This window comes from Streptomyces sp. CC224B (assembly GCF_030010595.1).
Classification (GTDB): domain Bacteria; phylum Actinomycetota; class Actinomycetes; order Streptomycetales; family Streptomycetaceae; genus Streptomyces; species Streptomyces longispororuber.
Window position 1 is genome coordinate 1 of sequence record NZ_JASCXL010000001.1, and the last position, 23,151, is coordinate 23,151.

Sequence of the window (23,151 nt, forward strand, 5' to 3'; positions counted from 1 at the left end):
GCCGCCCCCCGCCCCCGCCGCGGGGGGGGCGGCGCCCGCCGCGGGGCGCGCGGCGGGGCGCGGCCCCCGCCCCCCCCCCCCCCCCCCCCCCCCCCCGGGCGGGTCAGCGAGGCGCCGGGCCTCCCGGTCCGGGCCGCGTCACGGAGACGGCGTGCGCCGTGCCGCCCGTCCACACCGTCAGGCCGCCGGCCAGCTCCTCGGGGCCCTTCCCGGCCGCCAGCCAGGCGAACAGCGCCGACGCGCAGGCGGCCGGGTCCACGTCCCGCGCCCCGCTGGTGAGGACCAGCACCCGGCCGTCACGGGTGCGTACGGTGCACTCGCCCGGGCCGGTGACGTAGGCGGCGAGGCCGCAGTGCGGGTACCGGCCGAGGACCTCCGCCGCCCAGGCGGCGGGCGGCCCGAGCCGCGGGTCGTCGGCGGCTCCCTCGCGCACGATGACGTCGGCGACGGTCAGCAGCGCCGGGTCCAGGGTGTCCTCGTGCACGGCCGTGTGGGCCTCGCCCTCCGCGTCCGGCTCGTCGCGGGGGTCGGCGTACCGGGCCACCGCCACCTCCGCCGCGCCGCGCAGCCGGGTCAGGACCCGCACGGGGGCGGTGCGCCCGGGCGGCTCGTAGGGCGGCAGCGGCAACGGCTCCAGCAGGGCGGGTGCCGCCGGCTCCGGTATCCCCATCAGGCCGTAGAAGGCGCGCCGCAGCAGCTCCGCCGAGCGCCCCGGCGCGGACGACGTCAGCTCCGCCGGGCCGGGCACGGGGACGTGCCGCGCCACCGCCGCGTCGAGCTGCGGGCGCAGCGGCCGGTGCGGGTCGAGCCGGGGCGCGGCCCGCACGAACGCGGCGAGCGGCGAGTCCGCGCCGAGGACCCGCTCCCCGGCCGCGCCGAGCAGCACCGGCGTACCGAGGGCGGCGCTGTAGTACGACACGGACCCGAAGTCGCCGAGCGTGACGTCGGCGGCGACGAGCGCCTGCCGCCAGCCGCGCAGCGGGTCGACGAGCGTGAGCCCGCCCCGGCGCGCCCGGTCGAGCCACATCCTGACCTGGCCGGGGCCGTGCCCGTACCAGATGTTCGGGTGCAGCACGGCGGCGACGCGGTACTCGTCGGCGGGCAGCTCGGCCGTGAGGCGCGGCAGCAGCGCGGGCAGCACGTCACCGTCACGGCCGTCCCGGCCGCCCCGGTCGTCACCGGCACCGCCGTCGCCGAACAGCGACTCCGGGTTCCAGGTGGAGTTCAGCAGGACGAGGCGCTGGCCGCGCCGCACCCCCAGGGCGCGGCGGTACCGCTCACGGTGGTGCCGGGCCGCGAGCAGCCGGTCGTAGCAGGGGTCCCCGGCGAGCACGGCCGACGGCACGGCCTCGGGGCAGACGGCACGCAGCCGCTCGACCTGCTCGGGGTGCGACAGGACGAGGGCGTCCACGAACGGGGCGCCGTCCGCGAGCAGCCACTCCGGCGACAGCCCGAACACCGGCTCCGGGGCACCCGGGGCCTGACCGGGCCTGACCGGGCCTGACCGGGCCTGACCGGGCCTGACCGGGCTGTACCAGCCTCTTATTGTAGCCAACGCCGTGCGACAGCACGGCCAACTGCCCTGCGAAAAGCGGAAGTTGACCGCCGAAGCTGGCGGCGACCGCCAGGTCCACCGGGGTCCGCAGCGCCTGGTCCCAGGGCAGGACGGGAACCCCGACGTCCCGCAGCAGCTCCGCGACCCCGGCCCGGTACGGCGACGAGCCGGTGCAGGTGGCGAGGAGCTGCACGCGCAGGTCGTCGCGGAACAGCGGCAGGACGTCCAGGAGCCGGGTGGCGGACGTGACGTTGTGGACGATCAGCAGCACACGACGGCACCGCCCCCGCGTCGTCCACCGCCCGGCGTCCTCACCGACCGGTACGCGGATCCACTCCTGCCGCGCCTGCGGCGCCTGCCGCTCCTGCCCCTCGTGTCGCTCTTGCCGCTCCCTGAGCACCGCACCCCCTGGTCCCTCGCGCACGCCCGCGCCCCTGGCGCGCAACGATAACCGCGCGCCCCTCGATGCCCGAGCGCCCGTCCGGGACCCTGATGTGCGCCGCCTCACCCGCGGCCCGCGCCGCGCGGCTCTCCTACGGCCGCCTGCGGAACCGCGTGGAGGCAAGGCGGGGGAGTGCCTCCTGCTCCGTGCGCCTCCGTGCCCGCCGTGCGCCGACGCGCCCTCAGCGCGTGCTGACGCCCTTTCTCCGCGCGGACGCCGTGCCGCGCAGCTCCGCGAGCTCGCGCTCGCCCTTGCCTCCCCACACCCCGGACGTCTGCCCGGAGTGCAGCGCGTACGTGAGGCACTGCCGCATCACGGGGCAGCGCCGGCAGATCCGTTTGGCCTCCTCCTGCTCACGTTCGGCCGGTCCAGTGGTCCCGACCGGGAAGAAGAGCTCAGGGTCCTCATCGGTACACGCGGCCCGACGAGTCCAGTCCTGTCGCAGAGGTACCCATGTCATGCGCGCCGGGTGCCCGAGGCCCTGGGTCCGAAACGAAGTTTGGCGGACAGGGGGACCGGTTACACGTGGTGGTCGTGGTCCGGGCCACGCCGTGGCACCGGCCCGTGGACGCCTCAGCACGGAAGGACGCGTCATGCCCCGAGGATCGAGTGCCAAGCGCGAGCGGCAGTACGAACACATCAAGGACAGCGCCGAACAGCGCGGCGAGCCGACGAAGCGGGCGAAGGAGATCGCCGCCCGCACGGTCAACAAGGAGCGGGCCCGCAGCGGCGAGTCGAAGACGGCCTCCCGCACCTCCAAGGAGGACATGTCCTCCAGCCGCCGCGGCGGCCTGCGCTCGCACAGCGGAGCGCAGGGCCCGACCCGCGACCAGCTCTACGAAGAGGCCAAGAAGAAGAACGTGAAGGGCCGCTCGTCGATGAACAAGGCGGAGCTCTCGCGGGCCGTCGGCCGCTGACTCCCCGCGGACCGGGCGGCGCCCGCCACCGCTGTGCCCTCGTGGACCGGGCGGCGCCCGGCCCGAGGACGGCGCCGCCCGGCGGACGGCCGGCCCCTCGGGGAAGCCGCCTCAGCCGCCCGGCCGGGCGGCCGGCGGTGCGCGGAACCGGCCGGGTCAGCCCTTCAGGGCCCCGGGTCAGCCCTTCAGGGCCGCCGAGACCTCCGCCGCCCACCGCCACGGCTGCGCCGTACCGCCCGGCTGGGAGTTGAAGTACTCCCAGCCCATGACGCCGCCCATCTGCGGGTACCTGGCGACCAGGCTGCGGATGGTGGACTTCAGGCGGGCGACGTCCACATAGCCGCTGCCGCCGTTCGACGGGTCGGTGAGGGTGCCCGCGACGACCTTCGAGGCCGGGACGAGGCCGCGCCGCATGACCGCGTCGTAGCTCGACGTCGACGCCATGCTGCCCCAGCCGTTGTAGAACTGGGCGTTGAACCAGGCGATGTCGCCGCCCCGGTCGCGGTACAGGCGCTCGTAGTTGAAGCCGGAGAGGTTGCCGCCGCCGCTGAGCGCGCTGCCCACCGGCGCCAGCGTGATGAGGAAGCCGGGGCCGAAGTCGCGGCGCAGGGCGTCGATGACCCGCTCGATGCCCGCGAGGGACATCCGCTCCTCGACGTCCAGGTCGACGCCGTCGAGCCCGTACCGGCGTACGAAGTCCCGCAGCAGCGGGTAGTACGTGTCGAACTCCGTGTCGAGCCGGGTGAAGCTGCCCGGCGCCGCGCCGCCCACCATCGCGAGCACGTGCACGCCCTGGCCCTGCAGCGTCTTCAGGTCGCGCCACATCCGGTCGTACTTCGCGGCGCTCGGCGGGTCGTCGTTCACGTGCACCGGCGCGTAGGGGCCGTTGACGTCGTTGAGGTGCACCGCGGCGACGATGACGTCGGTCACGCCCGTGCGCTGCGCGGTCAGGTTCAGCGGCGAGACGTACGTGCCGTTCGTGTACTGCGTCTGGTAGTAGACGACCACGCGCCTGCTCGCGGCGGCGCGCGGGGCGGCGTGCGCGGTGGCGGCGGCGCCCGCCGTGAGCGCGAGGGCGCCGAGAAGTACCGAGCGTCTTTTCATGCGGAACTCTCCTCCGTGTGCAGCGCGTCGGCGGCCGGGCGGCCGCGGGCGCCCGGCGACCGGGAAAGACCTGGTCAGCGGGCGGGGCCGGCCCCGGCCGTGGCCGCTGACCAGGTGATCGGGGGCCCTGGTCGAGGCCGCCGTCATTCTGACGACGGAGGAGAGGCGCGGGCTAGGGTTCGGCGGGAACTAATGCGCTTTAGTTGGGCGTGGGAGAGTGGTGGGAGCGAGCGGAGGCGGGCCGGGCAGGCACCCGGCCTGCTGCCCCCCCCGGAACGCCGGGAGGGCGCGTGGCGGGCGCGTACCGCCCGACATGCGCCCTCCCGGGCACGGCAGTCCCGCAGACCTACGCCACCGGCCCCGTCGGCTCCATCGACTCCGTCGCCTCGGTCGGCCCGCCGGTCAGCGCCGCGGCCAGCCGCAGATGGGGAGCGGCCTCCGCGTCCCGGCCCTGGCGCTCCAGGGTGCGGCCCAGCATGAGGCGGGCGTAGCTCTCCACCGGGTCGCGCTCCAGGACGGCGCGCAGCTCGGTCTCGGCGCGGCGGAGCTGGGCCGAGTGGTAGTAGGCGCGGGCGAGCAACAGGCGCGGGGCGACCTGCTCGGGCACCTCGTCCGCCAGCGGGGCGAGGATGCGCGCCGCCGTGGCGTACTCCTTGGCGTCGAAGAACTGCCGCGCACGCTCCCAGCGGTCGGCCGCGGTTCCGTGGTCGTAGTACGTGATGTTCACTGCTGCCTCCTTGCCGCCTCCAACAGACCGCGTTTGTTGAATATTCCACTACACGTCGCCGCGGTGCTGCCGTCCCGCCGCCGCTCACCGGCGGGACGGCCAGGACGGCCTGGGACGGGCGGGGACGGCCCGGGACGGCCCGGGGTCTGGTCGAGCGGCGACGGTCGGCGGGCGGATGCTGACGCGGGGCCCCACCGGGGCTAGGTTGTGCGGCATGAGCAATCTTGATCGTGAGGCGGTGCCGTCCCCGTGCGGCGGCCGCGGGTTCGTCGTCGCGGAGCCCGTGCGGGAACTCCTCAGCCCGAAGAGCGTGAAGCTGGGCGAGTCCACCGAGGTGCGCCGACTCCTGCCGAACCTGGGCCGCCGCATGGTCGGCGCCTGGTGCTTCGTCGATCACTACGGGCCGGACGACATCGCCGAGGAACCCGGTATGCAGGTGCCGCCGCACCCGCACATGGGCCTGCAGACGGTGAGCTGGCTGCACGAGGGTGAGGTGCTGCACCGCGACAGCACGGGCAGCCTCCAGACGATCCGCCCGCGCGAGCTGGGCCTGATGACGTCGGGCCGGGCCATCTCGCACTCCGAGGAGAGCCCCAAGGCGCACGCCCGGTTCCTGCACGGGGCGCAATTGTGGGTGGCGCTGCCTGACGCCCACCGGCACACCGAGCCGCACTTCGAGCACCACGCCGACCTGCCGGTCGTCACCGCCCCTGGCCTGCGCGCCACGCTGCTGCTCGGCTCCCTCGACGGCGCCGCCTCGCCCGGCGCGACGTACACGCCGATCGTCGGCGCGGACCTGGCCCTCGCGCGGGGAGCGGACGTCCGCCTGCCGCTCGAACCCGACTTCGAGTACGCCGTCCTGTCCATGTCCGGCGAGGCCCACGTGGACGGTGTGCCGGTACTCCCCGGCTCCATGCTCTACCTGGGCTGCGGCCGGACCGAACTCCCCCTGCGCGCCGCCTCCGACGCGGGCCTCATGCTCCTGGGCGGCGAGCCGTTCGAGGAGGAGCTGGTCATGTGGTGGAACTTCATCGGCCGCACCCAGCAGGACATCGAGCAGGCCCGCACCGACTGGATGACGGGCACCCGCTTCGGCGAGGTGAAGGGCTACGCCGGCGCCCCGCTCCCCGCCCCGGAGCTGCCGCCGGTGCCGCTGAAGGCGCGGGGGAGGGTGCGCTGACCTGCAGGGACAATGATCGACGACGGCTCAGGGCGAAGGGCGAGGGTATACCGGTGCAGCGGTAGTCGCTCCTCTCAGGAAGTCGCCCTACTCGCCTGCCGGTGACCGTAGCGGTGTCGCACCAGAACCCAATCTGAGGCGGCCGCGGTCGGCGGCAACCGGACTCATGCCGACTGGCCCGGACTGGCCGCGGTGCGCGATCGACTCCGTCAGCGTCCGCGCCTCCACAGCGAGCAACTGACGGGACCCCATCCCGGCCGAGCGCGGCAAGAACCAATCGGCGATGCATCTCAAGCTACTGAGCGCCCGGCACTTGAGCACAGGAGGGGAGCCGGAGGCGGCGGGGGCGTTGTCACGCGGTGCTCGTGGGCGTGGTGTCGGCCGACGCAAGGCGGGGAGGGGAATGTTCATCAGTTGTTGAGATTTGTAAGTGCCATGTCATGTTGGCTGTACTGAGAAGGCTTGAATGTATGCCATCGTGGCGTATTCGCTGCCGAGATGAGGGCCGCTTCAGCAAAGGCACTGGCGCCGCGTGTGATCGATGGGCGGCAGAGCCCTCCACGCAGGGACTGGCTCCGGCACGCGGGGGCGTGAGGCCGCGGCTGCGTGGCGGCTCCGCCGGCTGGGTCCGGATTGCGGTGGGCGTGCGTGGGTCTTCCGAAACCAAGTTCCGTTTCTGCGGCGGGGTTTGGGCGTGCAGCAGGAGATGCTCGCCCCGTACCACCACTTGCTGACGACTGTCCCAGTTCGGGGCGTGCTCGTGAAGCCGGCCCGGGGTCTCGCATGCCCCCGAGGCTTTCCAGGCGCAGTGGCCGCGGGGTGCCGAGGCAGTCCCACGGTGCCCGCCATCGGGCTCACCTGACGCAATGTGCGCAATTGCAAATTGATGCATTCGATGATAGCATTTTGAAACGGGTTTGACTGCATGACTTTTGCATGGGTGGAGCGGGGGGTTATGGAGATCAAGGTTCTCGGGCGTCTTTGCGTCATGGCGGGGGAGAAGTGCACCGTTCCGGCGGACCAGGAAGTGTGCCGGGTGCTGGCCCTGCTCGCTCTCAACGCCGACCAGGTCGTGCCTACATGTCTCATCGCTCAGGAGCTGTGGCCGAAAGGGCCTTTGCCGAAGGCCGATTCCCAGGTCGTGACCTACGTCGCCTTCATCCGGGAGCTGCTGATGGCGATGTTGCGGGAGGGGGAGGGCGTACGTGGGCGCGAAGCGAGCGGTGGAGACCTGCTGATCTCCGCCCCGGGCGGCTACAGGCTGGACAGCAGAGGGTGGGACCTTGACGCTCGTCGCTTCGAGCGTGACCTCGGTGCGGGATACCGAGCGATGGCCACCGGGGAAGCCGGTCAGGCCGCAGAGCGGCTGCACGCCGCACTGTCTGTGTGGCAGGGGGAGGTGCTGGCAGGACTGCCGCACGGTGTGGGGCTTCGGTCCCATGTCGCACGGCTCCAGCGAGCCAGGGCGGATGCCTTGGAGCAGTGGGCGGGGATCGAGTTGCAACTGGGCCGGCATCGTGAACGGCTCGCCGAGCTGAGCGACCTTGCCACCCGGTATCCTTCCCACCAAGGGTTGTACCGGCACTACATCCGGGCTTTGGTGCGTTGTGGCCGACTGGCCGACGCACTCCAAGCCTACGAACGTCTGGATGCGGCTCTGCGTGAATGCGGCACGGAGATGTCTCTCCCACTGCGTCGGCTCGGACGCCGGATCGCGGTGGCCGCCGACGAGCTCCGTCACCCGCTCCTGGCGGTCGGTTGACCGCGCAGGGCTGGGGACACGCCGGGCGCGCAACCACAGTCTCGGACGGCCGAGTCCCCGGCCGGTCAGTTGTTACCGGTGCCGGGCTGAGTGAAGTCGCGGGCACCGTGCAGCCACGACACTTTGTCGTACATATCCTTGACCGACAGCGATCGCAGCATCGCGTTGCGTGCCTTGGCCGCGTCGCCCGCCGGATGGTACAGCTGGGCGCCCATCTCGCGAGCGAGCAACTGCGTCCGGCCGGCGCGCTCACGCCGCTCGGCATTGAACGTCCTCAGCTGCCGGACCAAGTCGGCACCGCCGCCACCATCGAGCAGGTCCCCAAGGACGACCGCGTCTTCCAGTGCCTGGCAGGCGCCTTGGGCCGCGTACTGCAACATCGGGTGGGCGGCGTCGCCCATGAGGACAACGCGGCCGTCGACCCAGTCGTCAACAGGATCCCGGTCGCACAGAACCCACTCACGCCAACTCTCACCGAGTTCGAGGAGGCGTCGGGCTGTTGGGCAAAGCCCCGGGAAGCGGTCGAGGACGTGTGCCCGCTCGACCGGGCGGCCCGCCACCGCCTCACGGGCGCCGTCGTCCCGGGTCGCTGCGAGGTTCAGGTACTCGCCGCCGGCGATGATGTAGTGGACGAAGTGCCATTGTGGGCCAGCCCACAGGGTCACAGCGTTCCAGCGCAGTTCCTCCGGTACTTTCTCGATCGGAATCACGGACCGGTAGATGGTGTGCCCGGAGACGCGGGGTTCGCCGTCCGCGAGCGCCTGGCGGCGTACGGCCGAGCGGATGCCATCGGCCCCCACGAGGACATCTCCCGTGAATTGCCGACCGTCCGCCGTGTCCACGGTGATGCTGTCGGCGTCCTGTGCATATCGGTCTACGGTGGCGCCACCGAACAGTTCCAGGGTGTCGGCAGCCTGGCAAGCGGCGAGCAGCGGCTGATACACATCCCCTCGATGCACCACGGCGTAAGGGTTGCCGAATCGTTCACGGTAGGCACTGGTGAGCGGCATGACGGCTATTCGTTCATTGGTTGTGCCATCCATGAAGCGCAGTTCGTCGATGAACACGGCGCGTGCTCGTACTTGCTTCCCGACGCCCAGCAGGTCCAATGCGTGGAAGGCATTCGGTCCCAGCTGGATGCCCGCACCGATCTCGGCGAAACTACTGCGGCGCTCAAGCACGACGGCGTGGTGCCCACGACGGACGAGGGACACTGCGGTGGCGAGTCCGCCGATACCGCCCCCTGCGATGAGTATCCGAGCCATCTTGCTCCTGGTGTCCCTTCTCGCTGCGCGCCCTGTGTCGAGCCGCTATCCAGCCACGGGAGTGCGCACGAGGCAACGCCACTCAGGACACTTCGTCATAACAATGCTTACTTGGTCAGATCGGCTCGCTGTATCTGCGCCACCTACGCCCCACATTTCCGGGAGCGCTCTCTTCCCAGAACCCACTCGCCGGACCGCCTGGCCGGCTCGCGGCGGCTCGCCTCTGGCGACCACAGGTGCGGGCCTGTGGCCGAGAACGTGTCCAGAGGGTGTGCAGCCGGGACCTGGCCCTCACGGGGCGGGGCTTCATCGCTCTAGTCTGCAGCGAGTTCAGCAATGCGCATTGCCTTTCGAATGCTGGGAAACCTACTGGGGGAAGGTGCCCTCGTGTCTGATGCGGCGTCACTGCATACTTACGCCTTGTCAATCCTTGAGCTGTTGGCGCATGAAGCGCCTGCCGACGAGATCGAGAACCTCCTGCACGCGGCCCTTGACGCCTCACCAAATCCCGAGCAGTCGGCGTATTTGGAACGGGCCTCTCAGTTAGGTCTGGAGGTTTTGGCACTGTTCAGCCAGCGACAGAAGCGGGAGGCGGATATGGCGGCTCTCATCGACACGGCACGTGACTTGACCTACCCGCATGACCTCGACAGCCTGCTGCGCGTGATCATCCGCCAGGCCCGTCGGCTGCTGGGCTTCGACATGACGTACATCGCCCTTCAGGACGAGAACGGGGGCGGATGGCACATCCGGATGTCCGAAGGAGAGACTGCCGACCTGCATATCGGGCTCCAGGTTGAGCCCGGCTACGGCTTCGGTCACGCACTCAAACGCAATGCCGCGTTCTGGACCCCGGATTACCTCAGGGACGGGCGCATTCAACACACCAAGCGCATGGACGATGTGGTGCGAGGCGAGGGGCAGCGCGCCATACTGGCCGTACCGCTGCATCGCGGCGGTACACCCTTCGGTGGCCTGTACGGCTCCGACCGCGCCGTGCGCCACTTCTCCCCCCACGAGGCCGGCCTCCTGCGCATTTTGGCCGACTTGGCGGCTGTCGCCATCGACAAGTCCTGGGTACTTGATCAGGCACGTGCGGATGTCGACGACTTGGAAGACGACGCCCATCAAGCCCGGCTGCAAGTGGCGCGGATGCGAGGCCTGCTCGAGGCGGAACGGCGGCTGATCGGGCTGGTGCTCGGCAGTGGAGACGTGTCCGCCGTCACCGTGGCTGCCAGTGACGCTCTGGACAGCGTTCTCGTCGTCCGGGACACCTCGGGTCAAACCATCACCGCAACGGGCGACATACCGGACCTGGATGAACGGAGTGTCGCCAGGGCTCTGCTGGATGCCCAAGCAGGCAACTGTCCAGTGGCAGCGGAGAACGGGGTCCGGATCGCTCCGCTTCAGGCCAGTGGAGAGAACCTGGGGTCGCTGTTTGTGCATCCGCGTGAGGCGCTGACGCCGGAGGACGAGCAGTTGCTGCAGCTTGTCGCACAGTGCCTCACGATCACCATGCTGCTGCAGCGGCGCGCGGTCGTTGTCGGAGGCCCCGTGCGAGACGAACTCCTCGATGACCTGCTGGCGGATCCGCCGAGCCATTCGCAGCGCCACCTCGTGGACCGGGCGGCGCGTTTGAGTATCGATCTGGCTGAACCACACGTCGTGGTGGTAGCGCGTCCTGAGGGCGGAGAGCAGGGCAGGGCCGGGGTCTGGGCCGCTTCGTACGCGCATCGCCTGAACGGACTCAAGGGAGTGCTTTCCGGTTGTGTCGTGCTCCTGTTGTCCGGCAATGACGCGTCGGATGCGGCCAAGCGAGTCTCGGCCGAGCTGTCATCGCTCCTCAGTAACCCGGTGACAGTGGCCGCCGCCGGGCCAACACGTGGCGCGACCGATGCCGGACGCGTATACCGGGAGGCGATGCGCTGCCTGGACGTTGTCACCTTGTTGCAGGGCAACGGGGCGACGGCCGCTCTCGACGACCTCGGCTTCCTTGGCCTGCTGCTCTCCGACGACCGGGACATCGACGGCTTCATCGACTCCATCCTCGGGCCCGTGCTGGCCTACGACAGCGAGCGCCTCACCGGGCTCGCCCGGACACTGCAGGCATACTTCGAAGCGGACCGCAGTCCTACCCACGCCGCAGACGTGCTTCACGTGCACCCCAATACGGTTTCCCGGCGCCTGGAACGCATCACTGAACTCCTCGGCCCGGAATGGCAGAAGCCGCAGCAGGCGCTGGAGCTGCAGCTGGCGCTCAGGCTTCAGCAGAGCCGCAGTGCCCTGCGCACGCAGGGACGCACCGCGTCGCAGTCCGACGGAGACCTGTGAGGCGTGTCCCAGCCGCAGGACACGCCGCACAGGTCGGGGTGTTCTCGCTTCCAGCGCCGCTCCACGGCCCGCCGGCGACGACGTACCCCGGAGTTTGTTCAAGAGTTCGGACACAGAAACCGCACCCTCGGCCTCTCGACCTCGGAGAAGCGGTCCACGACCTCGTCGCGAAGGAAGCCGTGTGGCGACTGCACGGTCCGCGCGGGTCGCTGTCAGGTCCCACCGGACCGCTGCCGCATGGACGGCCGCACCACCCCGGTCAGCAGATCGCGGATGATGCGAGGGCCATCCCGGGTGAGCACCGACTCGGCGTGGAACTGTACGGAGGCGAAACGGCTACCACGTAGCGCGTGAATCTCACCGGACTTCGGGTCGCGGCTCACCTCGACGGTTCCGGCGGCCGGGTGCTGGAACCAGTCAAGATCGCTTCGGGCCGCGAAGGCGTTGTAGAACCCCACCCGCTCGGTACGGCCGAACAAGGAGATCTCGCGCTGTACGCCTTGGTGGGGAACCGGACGGCGGACCACAGCGAGGCCCAGCAATGAGCTGAGTACCTGATGGCTGAGACACACCGCCAGAAAGGGTTGTCGTTCGTCCAGCAACTGGGAGGCGAGAGCCCGCAGATACGCGACCTTCGGGTGCCGGGCGTCGCAAGGGTCACCGGGCCCCGGGCCCATGACGACGAGGTCGTGGGCCCGCAGGTCATGGTCCTCGTCGAATCGCCGTACGATCACCTCGGGCCCCATGGCGCGCAGTTGTTGGGCAATCATCGCCGTGAAGGTGTCCTCGGCGTCGATGACCAGGACCCTGCGTGCGGCGAGTTCATCGACACCGTGCGCGCGTCCATCCGGTTCCCGCTGCCAGAAGTCGGCGATGCCGTCGTTGCGCCGGCCGAGTGCTGTGCGTACGTCCGGGTGGTCGGCGAACCGGGTGTGGGGGCCTTCCCCGAGCGCGGCCAGCAGTCCCGCAGCCTTGGCATGGGTTTCGCGGACTTCGGAGTCCGGATTGGAGTGGCGCACCAGTGTTGCTCCGACACCGATCCTCAGCAGGCCCGCGGCCGAGATGTCCGCGGTCCGGATCAGGATGGCGGAGTCGAGGACCTGGGCACCGGAGACGTCCCGGCCGATCAGCGCGGCCACACCGCTGTAGTAACCGCGTCCGGTCGGCTCGTGGCGGCTGATCACCTTGGCGGCGTTCTCCAGCGGGGAGCCGGTCACGGTCGGAGCGAACAGGGTCTCGCGCAGGATGTCACGGACATCGCGGTCGGTGCGGCCCTCGATGAGGTATTCAGTGTGCGCCAGCCGTGCCATCTCCTTGAGGTGCGGACCCACCACCCGGCCGCCCGACGGGCAGATCCGGGCCATCATCTTCAACTCCTCATCCAGGACCATATACAGCTCGTCGGCCTCCTTACGGTCGGAAAGGAAGGCCAACAGCCCCTGCAGAGTGGGACCGTTCGCCGGATACCGGTAGGTGCCGCTGATGGGGTTCATCACCGCCGTACCGTCACGGACGCTGATGTGGCGCTCCGGTGTGGCGCCTACGAAGGTGCGATCACCCGTGTGTATCAGAAACGTCCAGTACGCCCCGGCTTCGCGTTCGAGCAGCTTTCGGAAGAAGGCCAGTGCCGTGCTCACGGAGAAATCAGGCAAATGTGCGGTGAAGGATCGCTTGATGACAAAGTTGGCCCCCTCGCCGGTACCGATCTCGTCGGCGATGACGCGGCGCACGATGTCCGCGTAATCGCTATCGGACACATTGAACCCGGCATGGTCCACTTTTACGGGGGTATGGGGGAGCCGCGACAGCGCCTGATCGAGCGGGAGCGCCTGCTGGGCGCGCACGCGATGGACCATCAGCGGCTCACCGTCGTCGTGGACAGCGAAACCACGCTCGGCGATCTGACGGTAAGGAATGAGGGCCAGCAGTTCATGGCCGCCATCGGGGCCATGGGCCGGTACGGGAAGGTCGGCCAGCGAAGTGCATTGCGTGGCGTCGGTCAGCAGCACTTCCAGGGTTCCTCGGCCGACGGTCTCGGGGCGGTGCAGGAGGGCGAAAGCCTCGGACGAGCCGTCAAGAACCTGGTGCAGCACGTCGGATGTGCCGCGGTGTGGTGGCATGAGGATCCTTAGCGGGTCATTAGCGGGTCAGAGGTCCACGGAACGGGGAGCCGAACCGGGCCGGGCCGTGTCGAGTGCGTCGATCACGGACTTGGTGGCGACGACTCGGGCACAGCGCTGTGCCGCGTAGTCGAGGGCAAGGCGGTGGTAGGCGGCGGAGAAGTCGCCGACGGCGTCAGCCACCACGAAGGACTGGATGTCATGGGTGAAGGCGTCGACCGCTGTCATGAGTACGCCGATGTGGGCGTACACGCCACAGATGACGAGCTGGTCCCGTCCGTGGGCACGCATGCGTCGCAGCAGCTCGGACTTGAAGAAGGCACTGTAACGCCACTTCGTCAGGACCCAGTCGCCGTCGTCCGGCGCCAGGGGGCGGACCACCCGGCGGTGTTCGGATGAGGTACGCATACCAGGCCCCCAGAAGTCCGACAGCAGGCCTCGCTGTGCGGGTGTCATTCCGCCCGGCTGCGCGGTGTACGCGATCGGGACATCGAGCGCGGCACAGTGGCGCCGGATCAGCGCCGCATTGCGGATGAGCGCTTCACGTGGCCCGGCGTGACGCGGAAAGGCGTTGAGGAAGTACTCCTGCATGTCGTGGAGCAAGAGGACCGAACGCTGTGGATCCACCTGCCAGTCGACGGCCGAAGGCGGCAGTTCGCCCGGTTCGGGCAGGGCGTACGGTTCGATCGCGGGTATGCCGGCCATGGCGTAGGTCTCCTTTCTAGACGCCGAGGGTCGCCCCACCGTCGACGGTGAGGGAATGCAGGGTGATGTGTCCCGCCTCCTCCGAGAGCAGGAAGGCCACAGCCTGGGCGACGTCTTCGGGCTGAGCGACCTTGCCCAACGGGATGCCGACCCGGTACGCCTCCGGAGTACCGGCGACGGACACGGCCACGGCCGTGCGGGCTGAGTGCATGCCGTGCAGCATGAGGGTGTCCGTGGAACCCGGGGCCACTACGTTGCAGCGGATGTTGTGCCGTGCCAGTTCCAGTCCGAGGCACTTGGTGAACGCCGTTGCCGCCGCCTTGGAGGCGGCGTAGGCGGCCATTTCGGTCCGGGCCGTACCGGCCGCGTTGGACGCTACGGTGACGATGGCGCCGCTGCCGCGCGGGGCCATGCGGTTGGCAACGGCCCGTGAGACGAAGAACACCCCGCTGGCGTTCACCGCGAAGGTAGCCGCCCAGTCCTCGTCGGTCAGGGTCCTGGCCTCGCCCATGCGCAGCACACCGGCGGCGTTCACCAAGTGGATGATGGCGCCCAGCTCGCTCTCCACTTCATGCACCAGGCGCGCGACCTCATGACTCGAGGTGACGTCGGCCGGGTAGGCGGTCACAGGCAGTCCGTCGGCGACGAGCTTGTCGACGGCTCGGGTCAACCGGGCCGAGTCCAGGTCGACGGCGGCGACGGCGACTTCACGCTCGGCGAGCAGTCGCACCACGGCCTCACCGATGCCGCCTGCTGCTCCGGTGACGAGAGCCACTGTCCGCTTCATATGGGTGCCCCTTCTGTCGTGTGGAGTGGGCCGAGACATCAGCCGCGCCATGCCGAGACGACCTCGACCGCTTGCTGCGGGTTCAGGCGCGGGTCGCAGAAGCTGAGGTACTTCTCGCCGAGCCGTGCGACGCCGGACGCGTCACGGACGCATTCGGTGACGGCTTCCGGGGTGGTTTCCAGGTGCAGGCCCGCGGCGACACCGCCATTGGTGGCGACGGCATACTGGAAGCACTCGAGTTCCCGGACAGCGGTCGCGACGAAGCGGGTCTTCAGTCCCTCGGGGCCGGTGACCGTGTTGCCGTGCAGGGGGTCGGACAGCCAGAGGACCGGGTGACCGGTGTCGACCACCGCCCTGACCAGCGGGGGCAGCCTGTGGGCCACGGTGTCCGCGCCCATCCGGACGATCAGGGTCACACGGCCGGGGTGGCGCATCGCATCGAGGCGTTCGCACAGGGCCACCAGTTCGTCAGGTGTCATGCTCGGACCGACCTTGACGGCCACCGGGTTGGAGATGGCCGCGAGCAGGGCCACGTGCGCACCGTCCAGCCTGCGGGTGCGCTCACCAACCCATGGCCAATGAGTCGAGGTGAGCAGGAGCGATCCGTCGGGTTCCCGGCGCAGTTGGGAGAGTTCGTAGTCCAGCAGCAGGGCCTCGTGGCTGGTCCATACCGGTACTTCGAGCTCCGGGCGTAGTGCGCCACCGCGCCAGCCGAGGAAGTGCACGATGTCGCTGGCGGCCCGGTACGCGGTCAGCATGTGCCGTGGGTCGGGACGGCGCATGTGCGGGTCGGGTTCCGGGCGGTTGACCATATGGCCCCGGTAGGCCGGCAGTTCCGTGCCACCGACGGTCTCCGTGGGCTTGGTGCGCGGCTTGGCGTACTGTCCCGCGATGCGTCCGACGCGCAGGACGGGCTTGCCCGAGGCGAGCTTGAGGGTGCCGGCCAGGACGTCGAGGAGTGCGGTCTTGCGCGTGACGTCGTCAGGAGTGGCCTCTGCGGGGTCCTCGGCACAGTCACCTGCCTGCAGCACGTGCAGGTGGCCGAGGGCTGTCTCCATGAGCAAGCTGCGCAGGCGGCTCACGGCGGCTGCGTCCACGAGTGCGGGCATGCGGCTCAGAGCCTGGCGGACCTGGCCGAGATGGGTGTCGTCGCCCCAGTCCGGCTGCTGGTCCGCCGGGAGGGAACGCAGATGGTCGGTGATGTCAGTCATGGAAAGCCCTTGGTTTGGGTGAACCGGTGCGATGCCCGGTGGGTGTGAGTGAGGCTCGGAAGGCGGAAGAGCCACCACGAGCGTCCGGCGGGGGTCACGGCGAGGAGGAGGTGCTCGCGGACCCCCGCCGGAGTTTCTGGCAGCCCAGACCAGGACGTATATGACTATTACGGTGAGTATGTTCGTATAGCAATAACGAGTGTTTGATTTCGTCAAGTACGACTGGATCTGATGACTCGTCATGGAAAGTGCGGGTAACAGACCCGCTGTGACGCCCGCACTACGGACGGCTGTCGCGGGGGAGGCTCCGGGCCGCCGATGCTGTCCGCGTGGTGGCAGGGCCACACGCCCCGGTGGCCGGGGTGGTGGTGCGGCCACCATCTGGCCTCAGGCCGTCAGAAGGGGAGAATTGGTGGCCGGGTCCGCGGGCCCGACCACGGCACCGGCACCGGCCAGCAGACAGGCGGCGTGCGCCACCGAAGCGAGCGTGGCGTGGCGATGCCAACCGGGGTACGAGCGCCCCTCGAAATCCAGTAGTCCCACGCGCTTCCCCGTGGTGGCGAGAGCATGTGAGACCCGCTGGGTGACCTTCGTCAGCCGCAGGAGCCCGCCCACGGGCGCCGCCAGGTCGGTGAGCCAGATGCGGGTCGGTGAACGCCACAGGTCGTCCCACTCGCCCAGGAGGTACAGTCGCCGCTCTGCCGTCACGCCGGTGCTGTGTGCGGTCCGGACCGGGACCATCACGGCAATGGATGTGCGAAGGGTGCCCTGCGCGGCGTCGTGCCATTCCACACGCCGGCCCAGTCCGCGTACGGACATGAGGAGTTGCTGCGCGGACAGCGGACCGGCACCGTAGCCGGGCATCGACCTGTCGGCCATGATCATTCTCGTGCCCGCGGGGACGCGTGCCACGAGAGGAATGTCTGCATCGGCGAAGGCCCGCAGCACCGTGGGACGGGCCCAGGCGCCGGGGGCGTCCAGCAGCACCGGCCGACGCAGCACGTTCGCTGTTCGGGTCTCGGTGACTGCGGCGACCACGCTCTGCTCCAGGGTCTCGTATGACGCACGTTCCGGTACTTCGGCGCGACGCCGCAGTCCGTCGTCACGGATCCACCGCTCGGGCAGAAGCAGCCGCCAGCTGATGGGTGTGCTCATCGCTGGTGCGGTGAGCCACACGCCCAAGGCGTGCTGCCCCCGTTTCGTCTGGCCCGTCTGCGGTACGAGGCGACGTCCCACGCCCACTGAATGCACTCCTGACTTCGGGATGGCCAGTGTCTGGACCACCCAGGCCACTGGTTCGGCGATGTCTTGGAGGTGGGAGGCGAGGGCGGCCCGTACGGGTAGCCAGTCCCAGGTGGAGCAGGCAACGAAGTGGTGCAGGCGCTGCACCGCTGATCCGCCGCCCGCGCCCGACGCGATATTGCGGACCGACTTGCGGCCCGGCGTCGTCAGCAGTCCGCGCACGTATTGCTCACCCCTTTGCCGCTGGTCCCGCCTGGGCAGGGAGGCGAACACGCGCGAGCACAGTTCGCTGACGATGTCCTCGTTCGTCGTCACGTACCTCACCGGCCCGGGGGACCGTGGGCGCGAAACCTGGTTCACGTCCGGTCCTCGATTCACCCGTGGCAGTTCGAGAGCTTCCACTACAACCTCGTCTCGCAGTCGTGCAGTCTCGATCGACTGCCTCTCAACCGTGGCTGGACGAGGTGCAGCACACGAGGTGCACCAGTCACCGAGATCTGCGGGAAAGCGGTTACCGGGCCACCGCCGCCCTTGTTGGGAGCAGCGGCGAGCTGCCCGGCGCTGGCCGCCGCCGGCGCCGGGCCGTGTACCGTCTGTGGCCTGAGCACACCGCTGGGCAGCGGTTGCGTTCGGGCCGTGACCGCAGTACGCGCGGTGCGCGCGCCCGAACGCGCAACGGCCGGCACCACGCATGACGTGGTGCCGGCCGGTGCCCGGAGAGTCGCTTGCCGGGATCAGTCCGTGTGCCGGCCTCGCCGCAGCGCCGCGGCGACCTCCACGCAGCGGGTGGCCTGGAAGCGCATCGAGGCCAGGTTGTCCTCGGTGGGGCGGGCCTCGCCATGGGCGGACACACTGCTGGCGCCGTACGGATTGCCGTTGCTCGGGGCGAACTGCACCTCGTCGGCGTACCCGGGTGGGACGATGATTGCGCCCCAGTGGTAGAAGGTGTTGTTCAGCGCGAGGATGGTCGACTCTTGCCCGCCGTGCGTGCTCGATGTCGACGTGAAGGACGACACGACCTTGTCGACCAGCGCGCCCTGCGCCCATAGGCCCCCCGTGGTGTCGATGAACTGTTTGAGTTGGGCGGCCGGGAGGCCGAAGCGGGTCGGGCTGCCGAAGAGGATGACGTCAGCCCACGTCAGGTCGTCGAGCGAGGCGGGCTCTATGTTCTTGGTGGCTTCGTGATGGGCCGTCCACCCGGGATTCGCCGCGATGGCCTCTGCCGGAGCCAGCTCGGCCACCCTGCGGAGCCGGACCTCGGCCCCTGCCTTCTCGGCGGCCGTGGCTGCTGCGACTGCTAGTTCGTGGACCTGCCCGGTGGACGAATAGTAGATGACGGCGGCGTTCGTCACGTTTTCTTGCTCCTCACTCAGGAAGTGCGGGTGCCCGGGTGGCCGGGCCGGACGGTCGCGGCTGAGTGTCGCAGCGCGCCGTCGGTGCCGCAAAGCTCCGAAAAGGACTTGGTCACGTACGCCGTGATGGCGCAGGCTCGAGACCTACGCCTGCGACCGGCACGTTCTGGTGCTCGCGACGCGTCGGTGTCCGCGCACGTGCTTCCCGGCCGCAGCGGGCACCTGACGAAGTGGGGAGTGCGGCATTGCCCGGTTCTTCCCGGGCTCGGCACGCTCGGGCGCATGTCTCGATTTGACAGGACCAACGCAGTACTGGGCCGCCGGACCCTGTTGGCCACCTCTCTCTGTGCGGCGGGCGCCGGGGTCGTGGGCGCCGCGGGGTCGGCCGCTTCGGCACCGCTGTTCGGTCGGGCCGCCCGCGCGCGCAGCGCTACTGTCCGGACCACCTCCGGCTTGGTGTCTGGGAGGCCCTCCGGGCAGCTGCTCGCCTTCCGCGGCGTTCCGTACGCCCAAGCACCCACAGGGAGCCTGAGGTTTGGATCGCCCCGGCCGCCTCGGCCGTGGTCCGGCGCACGCGATGCCACCCGGTTCGGCCCTCCTTCGTACCAGTCGGCGATGCCTGGCAGTAGTGAAGACTCGCTGTACGCCAACATCTGGACGCCCGGGGTGAAGGGTTCGCGACCGGTACTCGTCTACATCCACGGCGGCGGCTGGTTCGTTGGCGCGGGTAGCGACCCCGTGTACGACGGAGAACGGCTCGCCCACCGCGGTGACCTGGTCGTTGTTACCTTCAACTACCGTTTGGGCGCGCTGGGTTGGGGGCTGCATGAAGACCTGGTCGACCCGGTCACGGGATCCTTCGCCAACTGGGGCCTGCAGGACCAGGCGGCCCTGCTCCGCTGGGTGCGGGCCAACGCCGAGGCATTCGGAGGCGACCCGGACAACATCACGCTCTGCGGTACGTCCGCCGGCGGTTCGAGCGCATGGCAGTTGGCCCTCGTGCCCGAGCTTCAGTCCGTCATCAGGCGGATCGTACCGATCAGCGCGGCACACGCCTGGAGTCCCGCGATGAGTCTCACCCCGGAGGACGCCACGGAGGCGTACGAGAGGATCGCGCACAGACTCGGCACCACGGTCCGAGGGCTGCGGCAGGTGGACGCCGCCGCACTGAAGGACTCCTGGGAGGCGCTGTTCACGGGCTCTCCCGACCGTCGTCCGCTGCGCAGCGGACGGGAGTACCGCGGGCCCGTCGTCGATGGCGCATGGGTACCCGCCCACGACCACGAGCGCCCCACCCCCTCGATGCCGGTCCTCTCCGTCCACACTCGCACCGAGGGCTCCTTCTTCACCGGGCCGGGCTCTCCCGCCCCGTCGCCCATACCCACCGACGAGACGGAGCTGCGTACCGCTGTACGCGCCAGCCTGCTGAAGGGGATGGATGAGGTGCCCGATGCGTTGGCAGAGCGGTGCATCGCCGAGTACCGCTCGGCCGCGATCACTGAAGGGCTGCCGGACGATCCCTTGTCCCTGTGGACCGAGGTCTGGGGCGACAGCCTCTTCCGCCGCCCGGTCATCCGGTTCGCCGAGCGGCACGCCCGCACCGGCACCTCGCCGGTCTACGTCATGGACTTCGCTCACCCGGTGCTACCGCCGCACTTCGGCACCCCGCATGAGGCCACTTCCCGCTTTCTGTTCGGGACCCACCGACTACCGGAACAGGCTCCCGTGTACGGAGACGGACCCCTGGAACGGCGCGTCAGCGACACGTTCATCGACCTGGTTGCCTCGTTCGCACGCGGCGCCGTCCCCATGGCGGCCCACGTGCCGGACTGGCCCGCCTTCGCGCCCGGCCGTGCCACAGTCCTGATCCTCGGCGGGAAGCAGGTGGCACGGATCGCGAGTATGCCCAAGCAGCGCCAGCTGCGCTTCTGGGACGAGGCCGGATGGGGACCGCACATCTGATCCGCCGCCGAGCCCGCACCCCGCGCGAGCACGCCGAACACTTACGAGAGGGGACGATCCATCCATGTGCGGTCTTGCCGGATGGCTGAGCTACGAGCGTGACCTGACCCCGCACACCTCCACCGCCGCCGCGATGAACGCCACCCTGGAGTGTCGCGGCCCTGACTCCCACGGCGTGTGGGGTTCTCCGCGCGTCCTGCTGACCCACCGCCGTCTGGCCGTCATCGACCTCGACGGCGGTAAGCAGCCGATGGGGGCAGGCCCGGGACCCGGGGAGCCGGTGATCACGTATACCGGCGAGACGTACAACTACCGGGAAGTGCGCGAGAAACTCCGCGGACTCGGTCACACGTTCCGCACCGAATCCGACACAGAGGTGGTGCTGCGCGCGTACCTGGAGTGGGGCGTGGCGTTCGCCGAGCAACTGACCGGCATCTACGCGATGGCTGTCTGGGACCCGCGCACCGAGGAGCTACTGCTGGTGCGCGACCGTATGGGAGTCAAACCCCTGTACTACTGGGCAACGGCCGACGGAGTGATCTTCGGCTCCGAGCCCAAGGCGATCCTCGCTCACCCCGGTACCAAGGCCGTCGTCGACGCTGAAGGGCTGCGTGAGGTATTCGGCATCGTCAAGACTCCCGGCCACGCTGTCTTCCGCGGGATGAAGGAGGTCAAGCCCGGAACCGTGCTTCGCTTCACGTGCTCCCGCAGTGAGGAGTTCCGGTACTGGCGGCTTACGGCACGTGAGCACACCGATGACTTCGGCACCACGGTCGCCCGCGTGCGCACGCTCCTGGAAGAGATCGTCTCGAGCCAGTTAGTCGCCGACGTCACGGTGGGCACACTGCTGTCCGGCGGCCTCGACTCCAGCGCCGTCACCGCCTTGGCGGCGCGGGTCCTGGCCCGCGGTGGTGCCGATAAGCAGCGCGGGGGACCGGTGCTGGCCTTCTCGGTGGACTACAGGGGGCTCGGTGAGCGGTTCAAGGCCAACGGCCAGTGGGCTGACCCCGACACACCGTTCGCTGTCGAGGTGGCCCGGCACGTCGGCGCGGAGCATGTGATCGTCGAGCTTGACAACGCCGACGTACTCGCCGACGAAGTGCGCGACCAGGTGCTGCGCGCACAGGATCTGCCCGTGTCCACGGGGGACATGGAGTACTCGCTTCTTCTGTTGTGCCGGGCCTTGAAGGAGCAGATGACGGTAGCGCTGTCCGGTGAAGCCGCGGACGAGCTGTTCGGCGGTTACACCTGGTTCCACGACCGTGAGGCGGTGGAAGCCGATACCTTCCCCTGGCACCACCCCTTCGAGAAGGCAGGGGGCATCGGGGCGCTGCGTACCATCGGTCTGTGGGGTCGTCTGGGGCTGACCGAGTACGTGAAGCAGCGTTACACGGAGGCACTGGAAGAGGTCCCCCGCCTCGCGGGCGAGGGCGGGTTGCAGGAGCGCATGCGGGAGCTGACGTACCTGAACTTGACCCGTTGGGAGAACTTCCTGCTGGACCGCAAGGACCGCATCTCGATGGCGGCGGCTCTGGAGGTGCGTGTGCCTTTCACTGACCACCGCCTGGTGGAGTACGTGTACAACGTGCCGTGGGAGATGAAGAGTTTCGACGGCCGCGAGAAGAGCTTGCTGCGGGCCGCCATGGGCGGGGTGCTGCCGGATGCGGTCCTGAACCGCAAGAAGAGCCCGTACCCGTCCACGCAGGACGCCGACTACGAACATGCGCTGCGTCAGCGTCTTGAGGCGGTGGTCGCCGTCGACGACGCGCCGGTACTGCGCCTTGCCTCCCGTGCGGAGATCCACCGACTGCTGGACGCGCCGGAGGGCAGTTACTCCATGGGCGGTCCCTGGAGTGCGCGTGCCGTGCTGGAGCGTCTCGTCGAGTTCGACCGCTGGGTCAGGGCGTACGGGGTGCACGTTGCGCTCTGACCGGTGCCTCTGCGCCGGCGCTTCGGGGCCTGTCGGCTGAACGACGGGCCCCGGCGCGGGCCTCATTCGTGCGGGGTGGAGCGCTGCGCCCGCAAGGCGGAGGCCAGGGCGCGCAACGCCGGGGCAGCGGCGGACAATGCGGCGCGCTCGTCCCGTGAGAGCGTCGCCAGGGAGTCCGCGAAGATTTCGGCCCAGGCCTGCTCGATCATGGCCATGCCCTGGGTGGCCGCCATGGTCGGAAAGAGCTGGACCGCGCGACGGTCGTGCGGGTCCGGTTGCCGGCGGATCAGGCCTTGCGCCACCAAGCCCCGCACGGTCGTGCTGACGTTGCTGGCGTGCATCCCCAGCTCCTGGGCGAGGGAGCCGACCCCGACGCCTGGTGAGTCCAGGACCTGCCGTAGTACCTCCAGATCCGCCAAGGGCAGCGGAGGCAGTCCGGCCTCGATGCTGCCGCGCAGCCGGAGCACACGCCCGAGTGCGTGGAGCGTCGGGGTCAGGTCTCTGGCCTCGCGCACGAGTCCTTCGTCGCCTGCTGCATCGTTCGCGTTCATGCGGAGAT

General features: G+C 69.7%; 19 protein-coding genes. 7 read left to right on the forward strand and 12 right to left on the reverse strand.

Annotated features, from left to right (window positions below; translation table 11 throughout):
- Positions 1–103: 103 nt before the first annotated feature.
- A complete protein-coding gene (locus QK440_RS00005) occupies positions 104–1,459 on the reverse strand; it encodes a hypothetical protein (RefSeq protein ID WP_349239253.1) in 1,356 nt (451 codons plus the stop codon).
- A 139-nt stretch (positions 1,460–1,598) separates the two neighbouring features.
- Between QK440_RS00005 and QK440_RS00010 the strand changes: the two genes are divergently transcribed.
- Complete coding sequence (locus tag QK440_RS00010; RefSeq protein WP_282790793.1) at positions 1,599–2,006, forward strand: hypothetical protein; 408 nt, start codon at positions 1,599–1,601, stop codon at positions 2,004–2,006.
- A 172-nt stretch (positions 2,007–2,178) separates the two neighbouring features.
- Here QK440_RS00010 and QK440_RS00015 read toward each other — a convergent pair whose 3' ends face one another.
- Positions 2,179–2,457 carry a WhiB family transcriptional regulator gene (locus QK440_RS00015; RefSeq protein ID WP_282790794.1) on the reverse strand — a complete coding sequence of 93 codons (279 nt, stop codon included), beginning with the start codon at positions 2,455–2,457 and terminating at the stop codon, positions 2,179–2,181.
- Between the two features lie 133 nt (positions 2,458–2,590).
- Between QK440_RS00015 and QK440_RS00020 the strand changes: the two genes are divergently transcribed.
- Complete coding sequence (locus QK440_RS00020) at positions 2,591–2,914, forward strand: plasmid stabilization protein (RefSeq protein WP_282790795.1); 324 nt, start codon at positions 2,591–2,593, stop codon at positions 2,912–2,914.
- A 177-nt stretch (positions 2,915–3,091) separates the two neighbouring features.
- On the opposite strand, the gene QK440_RS00025 is transcribed toward QK440_RS00020, so the two are convergent.
- Together QK440_RS00025 and QK440_RS00030 are read right to left on the reverse strand one after the other, a co-directional pair.
- Complete coding sequence (locus QK440_RS00025) at positions 3,092–4,018, reverse strand: glycosyl hydrolase family 18 protein (protein ID WP_282790796.1); 927 nt, start codon at positions 4,016–4,018, stop codon at positions 3,092–3,094.
- Positions 4,019–4,364: 346 nt separating this feature from the next.
- Complete coding sequence (locus tag QK440_RS00030) at positions 4,365–4,745, reverse strand: tetratricopeptide repeat protein (protein WP_282790797.1); 381 nt, start codon at positions 4,743–4,745, stop codon at positions 4,365–4,367.
- A 214-nt stretch (positions 4,746–4,959) separates the two neighbouring features.
- On the opposite strand from QK440_RS00030, the gene QK440_RS00035 reads away from it, so the two are divergent.
- Both QK440_RS00035 and QK440_RS00040 read left to right on the forward strand, forming a co-directional pair.
- Positions 4,960–5,925 (forward strand): pirin family protein, encoded by a 966-nt coding sequence (locus tag QK440_RS00035; protein WP_282790798.1) that lies wholly within the window; start codon positions 4,960–4,962, stop codon positions 5,923–5,925.
- Positions 5,926–6,880: 955 nt separating this feature from the next.
- On the forward strand, positions 6,881–7,687 hold the full coding sequence (locus QK440_RS00040) for an AfsR/SARP family transcriptional regulator (RefSeq protein ID WP_190135426.1): 807 nt from the start codon (positions 6,881–6,883) through the stop codon (positions 7,685–7,687).
- Positions 7,688–7,752: 65 nt separating this feature from the next.
- On the opposite strand, the gene QK440_RS00045 is transcribed toward QK440_RS00040, so the two are convergent.
- Positions 7,753–8,952: a 3-hydroxybenzoate 6-monooxygenase gene (locus QK440_RS00045; RefSeq protein WP_282790799.1), complete on the reverse strand. Its 1,200-nt coding sequence runs from the start codon at positions 8,950–8,952 to the stop codon at positions 7,753–7,755.
- A 387-nt stretch (positions 8,953–9,339) separates the two neighbouring features.
- Between QK440_RS00045 and QK440_RS00050 the strand changes: the two genes are divergently transcribed.
- Complete coding sequence (locus tag QK440_RS00050; protein ID WP_282790800.1) at positions 9,340–11,283, forward strand: GAF domain-containing protein; 1,944 nt, start codon at positions 9,340–9,342, stop codon at positions 11,281–11,283.
- 212 nt (positions 11,284–11,495) lie between these two features.
- Here QK440_RS00050 and QK440_RS00055 read toward each other — a convergent pair whose 3' ends face one another.
- The 6 genes from QK440_RS00055 to wrbA form a co-directional block, all read right to left on the reverse strand.
- The gene (locus QK440_RS00055; RefSeq protein ID WP_282790801.1) at positions 11,496–13,403 is read right to left on the reverse strand and encodes an anthranilate synthase family protein; all 1,908 of its coding nucleotides are present in this window, start codon (positions 13,401–13,403) and stop codon (positions 11,496–11,498) included.
- Between the two features lie 27 nt (positions 13,404–13,430).
- Positions 13,431–14,108: an isochorismatase family protein gene (locus QK440_RS00060; RefSeq protein WP_190135423.1), complete on the reverse strand. Its 678-nt coding sequence runs from the start codon at positions 14,106–14,108 to the stop codon at positions 13,431–13,433.
- Between the two features lie 16 nt (positions 14,109–14,124).
- Positions 14,125–14,895 carry a 2,3-dihydro-2,3-dihydroxybenzoate dehydrogenase gene (locus QK440_RS00065; protein ID WP_190135422.1) on the reverse strand — a complete coding sequence of 257 codons (771 nt, stop codon included), beginning with the start codon at positions 14,893–14,895 and terminating at the stop codon, positions 14,125–14,127.
- A gap of 38 nt (positions 14,896–14,933) precedes the next feature.
- Positions 14,934–16,106, reverse strand: coding sequence for a 3-deoxy-7-phosphoheptulonate synthase (locus QK440_RS00070; protein WP_282790802.1), 1,173 nt, complete (start codon positions 16,104–16,106; stop codon positions 14,934–14,936).
- 387 nt (positions 16,107–16,493) lie between these two features.
- Positions 16,494–17,663 carry a transposase gene (locus QK440_RS00075; RefSeq protein WP_282790803.1) on the reverse strand — a complete coding sequence of 390 codons (1,170 nt, stop codon included), beginning with the start codon at positions 17,661–17,663 and terminating at the stop codon, positions 16,494–16,496.
- Positions 17,664–18,082: 419 nt separating this feature from the next.
- Positions 18,083–18,700 carry an NAD(P)H:quinone oxidoreductase gene (gene wrbA / locus QK440_RS00080; protein WP_282790804.1) on the reverse strand — a complete coding sequence of 206 codons (618 nt, stop codon included), beginning with the start codon at positions 18,698–18,700 and terminating at the stop codon, positions 18,083–18,085.
- A gap of 282 nt (positions 18,701–18,982) precedes the next feature.
- On the opposite strand from wrbA, the gene QK440_RS00085 reads away from it, so the two are divergent.
- Both QK440_RS00085 and asnB read left to right on the forward strand, forming a co-directional pair.
- Positions 18,983–20,662, forward strand: coding sequence for a carboxylesterase family protein (locus QK440_RS00085; protein ID WP_282790805.1), 1,680 nt, complete (start codon positions 18,983–18,985; stop codon positions 20,660–20,662).
- Between the two features lie 64 nt (positions 20,663–20,726).
- Positions 20,727–22,592: an asparagine synthase (glutamine-hydrolyzing) gene (asnB, locus tag QK440_RS00090; RefSeq protein ID WP_282790806.1), complete on the forward strand. Its 1,866-nt coding sequence runs from the start codon at positions 20,727–20,729 to the stop codon at positions 22,590–22,592.
- Positions 22,593–22,654: 62 nt separating this feature from the next.
- Here the strand turns inward: asnB and QK440_RS00095 are convergent, their stop codons facing one another.
- On the reverse strand, positions 22,655–23,143 hold the full coding sequence (locus QK440_RS00095) for a MarR family transcriptional regulator (protein ID WP_190135417.1): 489 nt from the start codon (positions 23,141–23,143) through the stop codon (positions 22,655–22,657).
- Between the last annotated feature and the right edge of the window lie 8 nt (positions 23,144–23,151).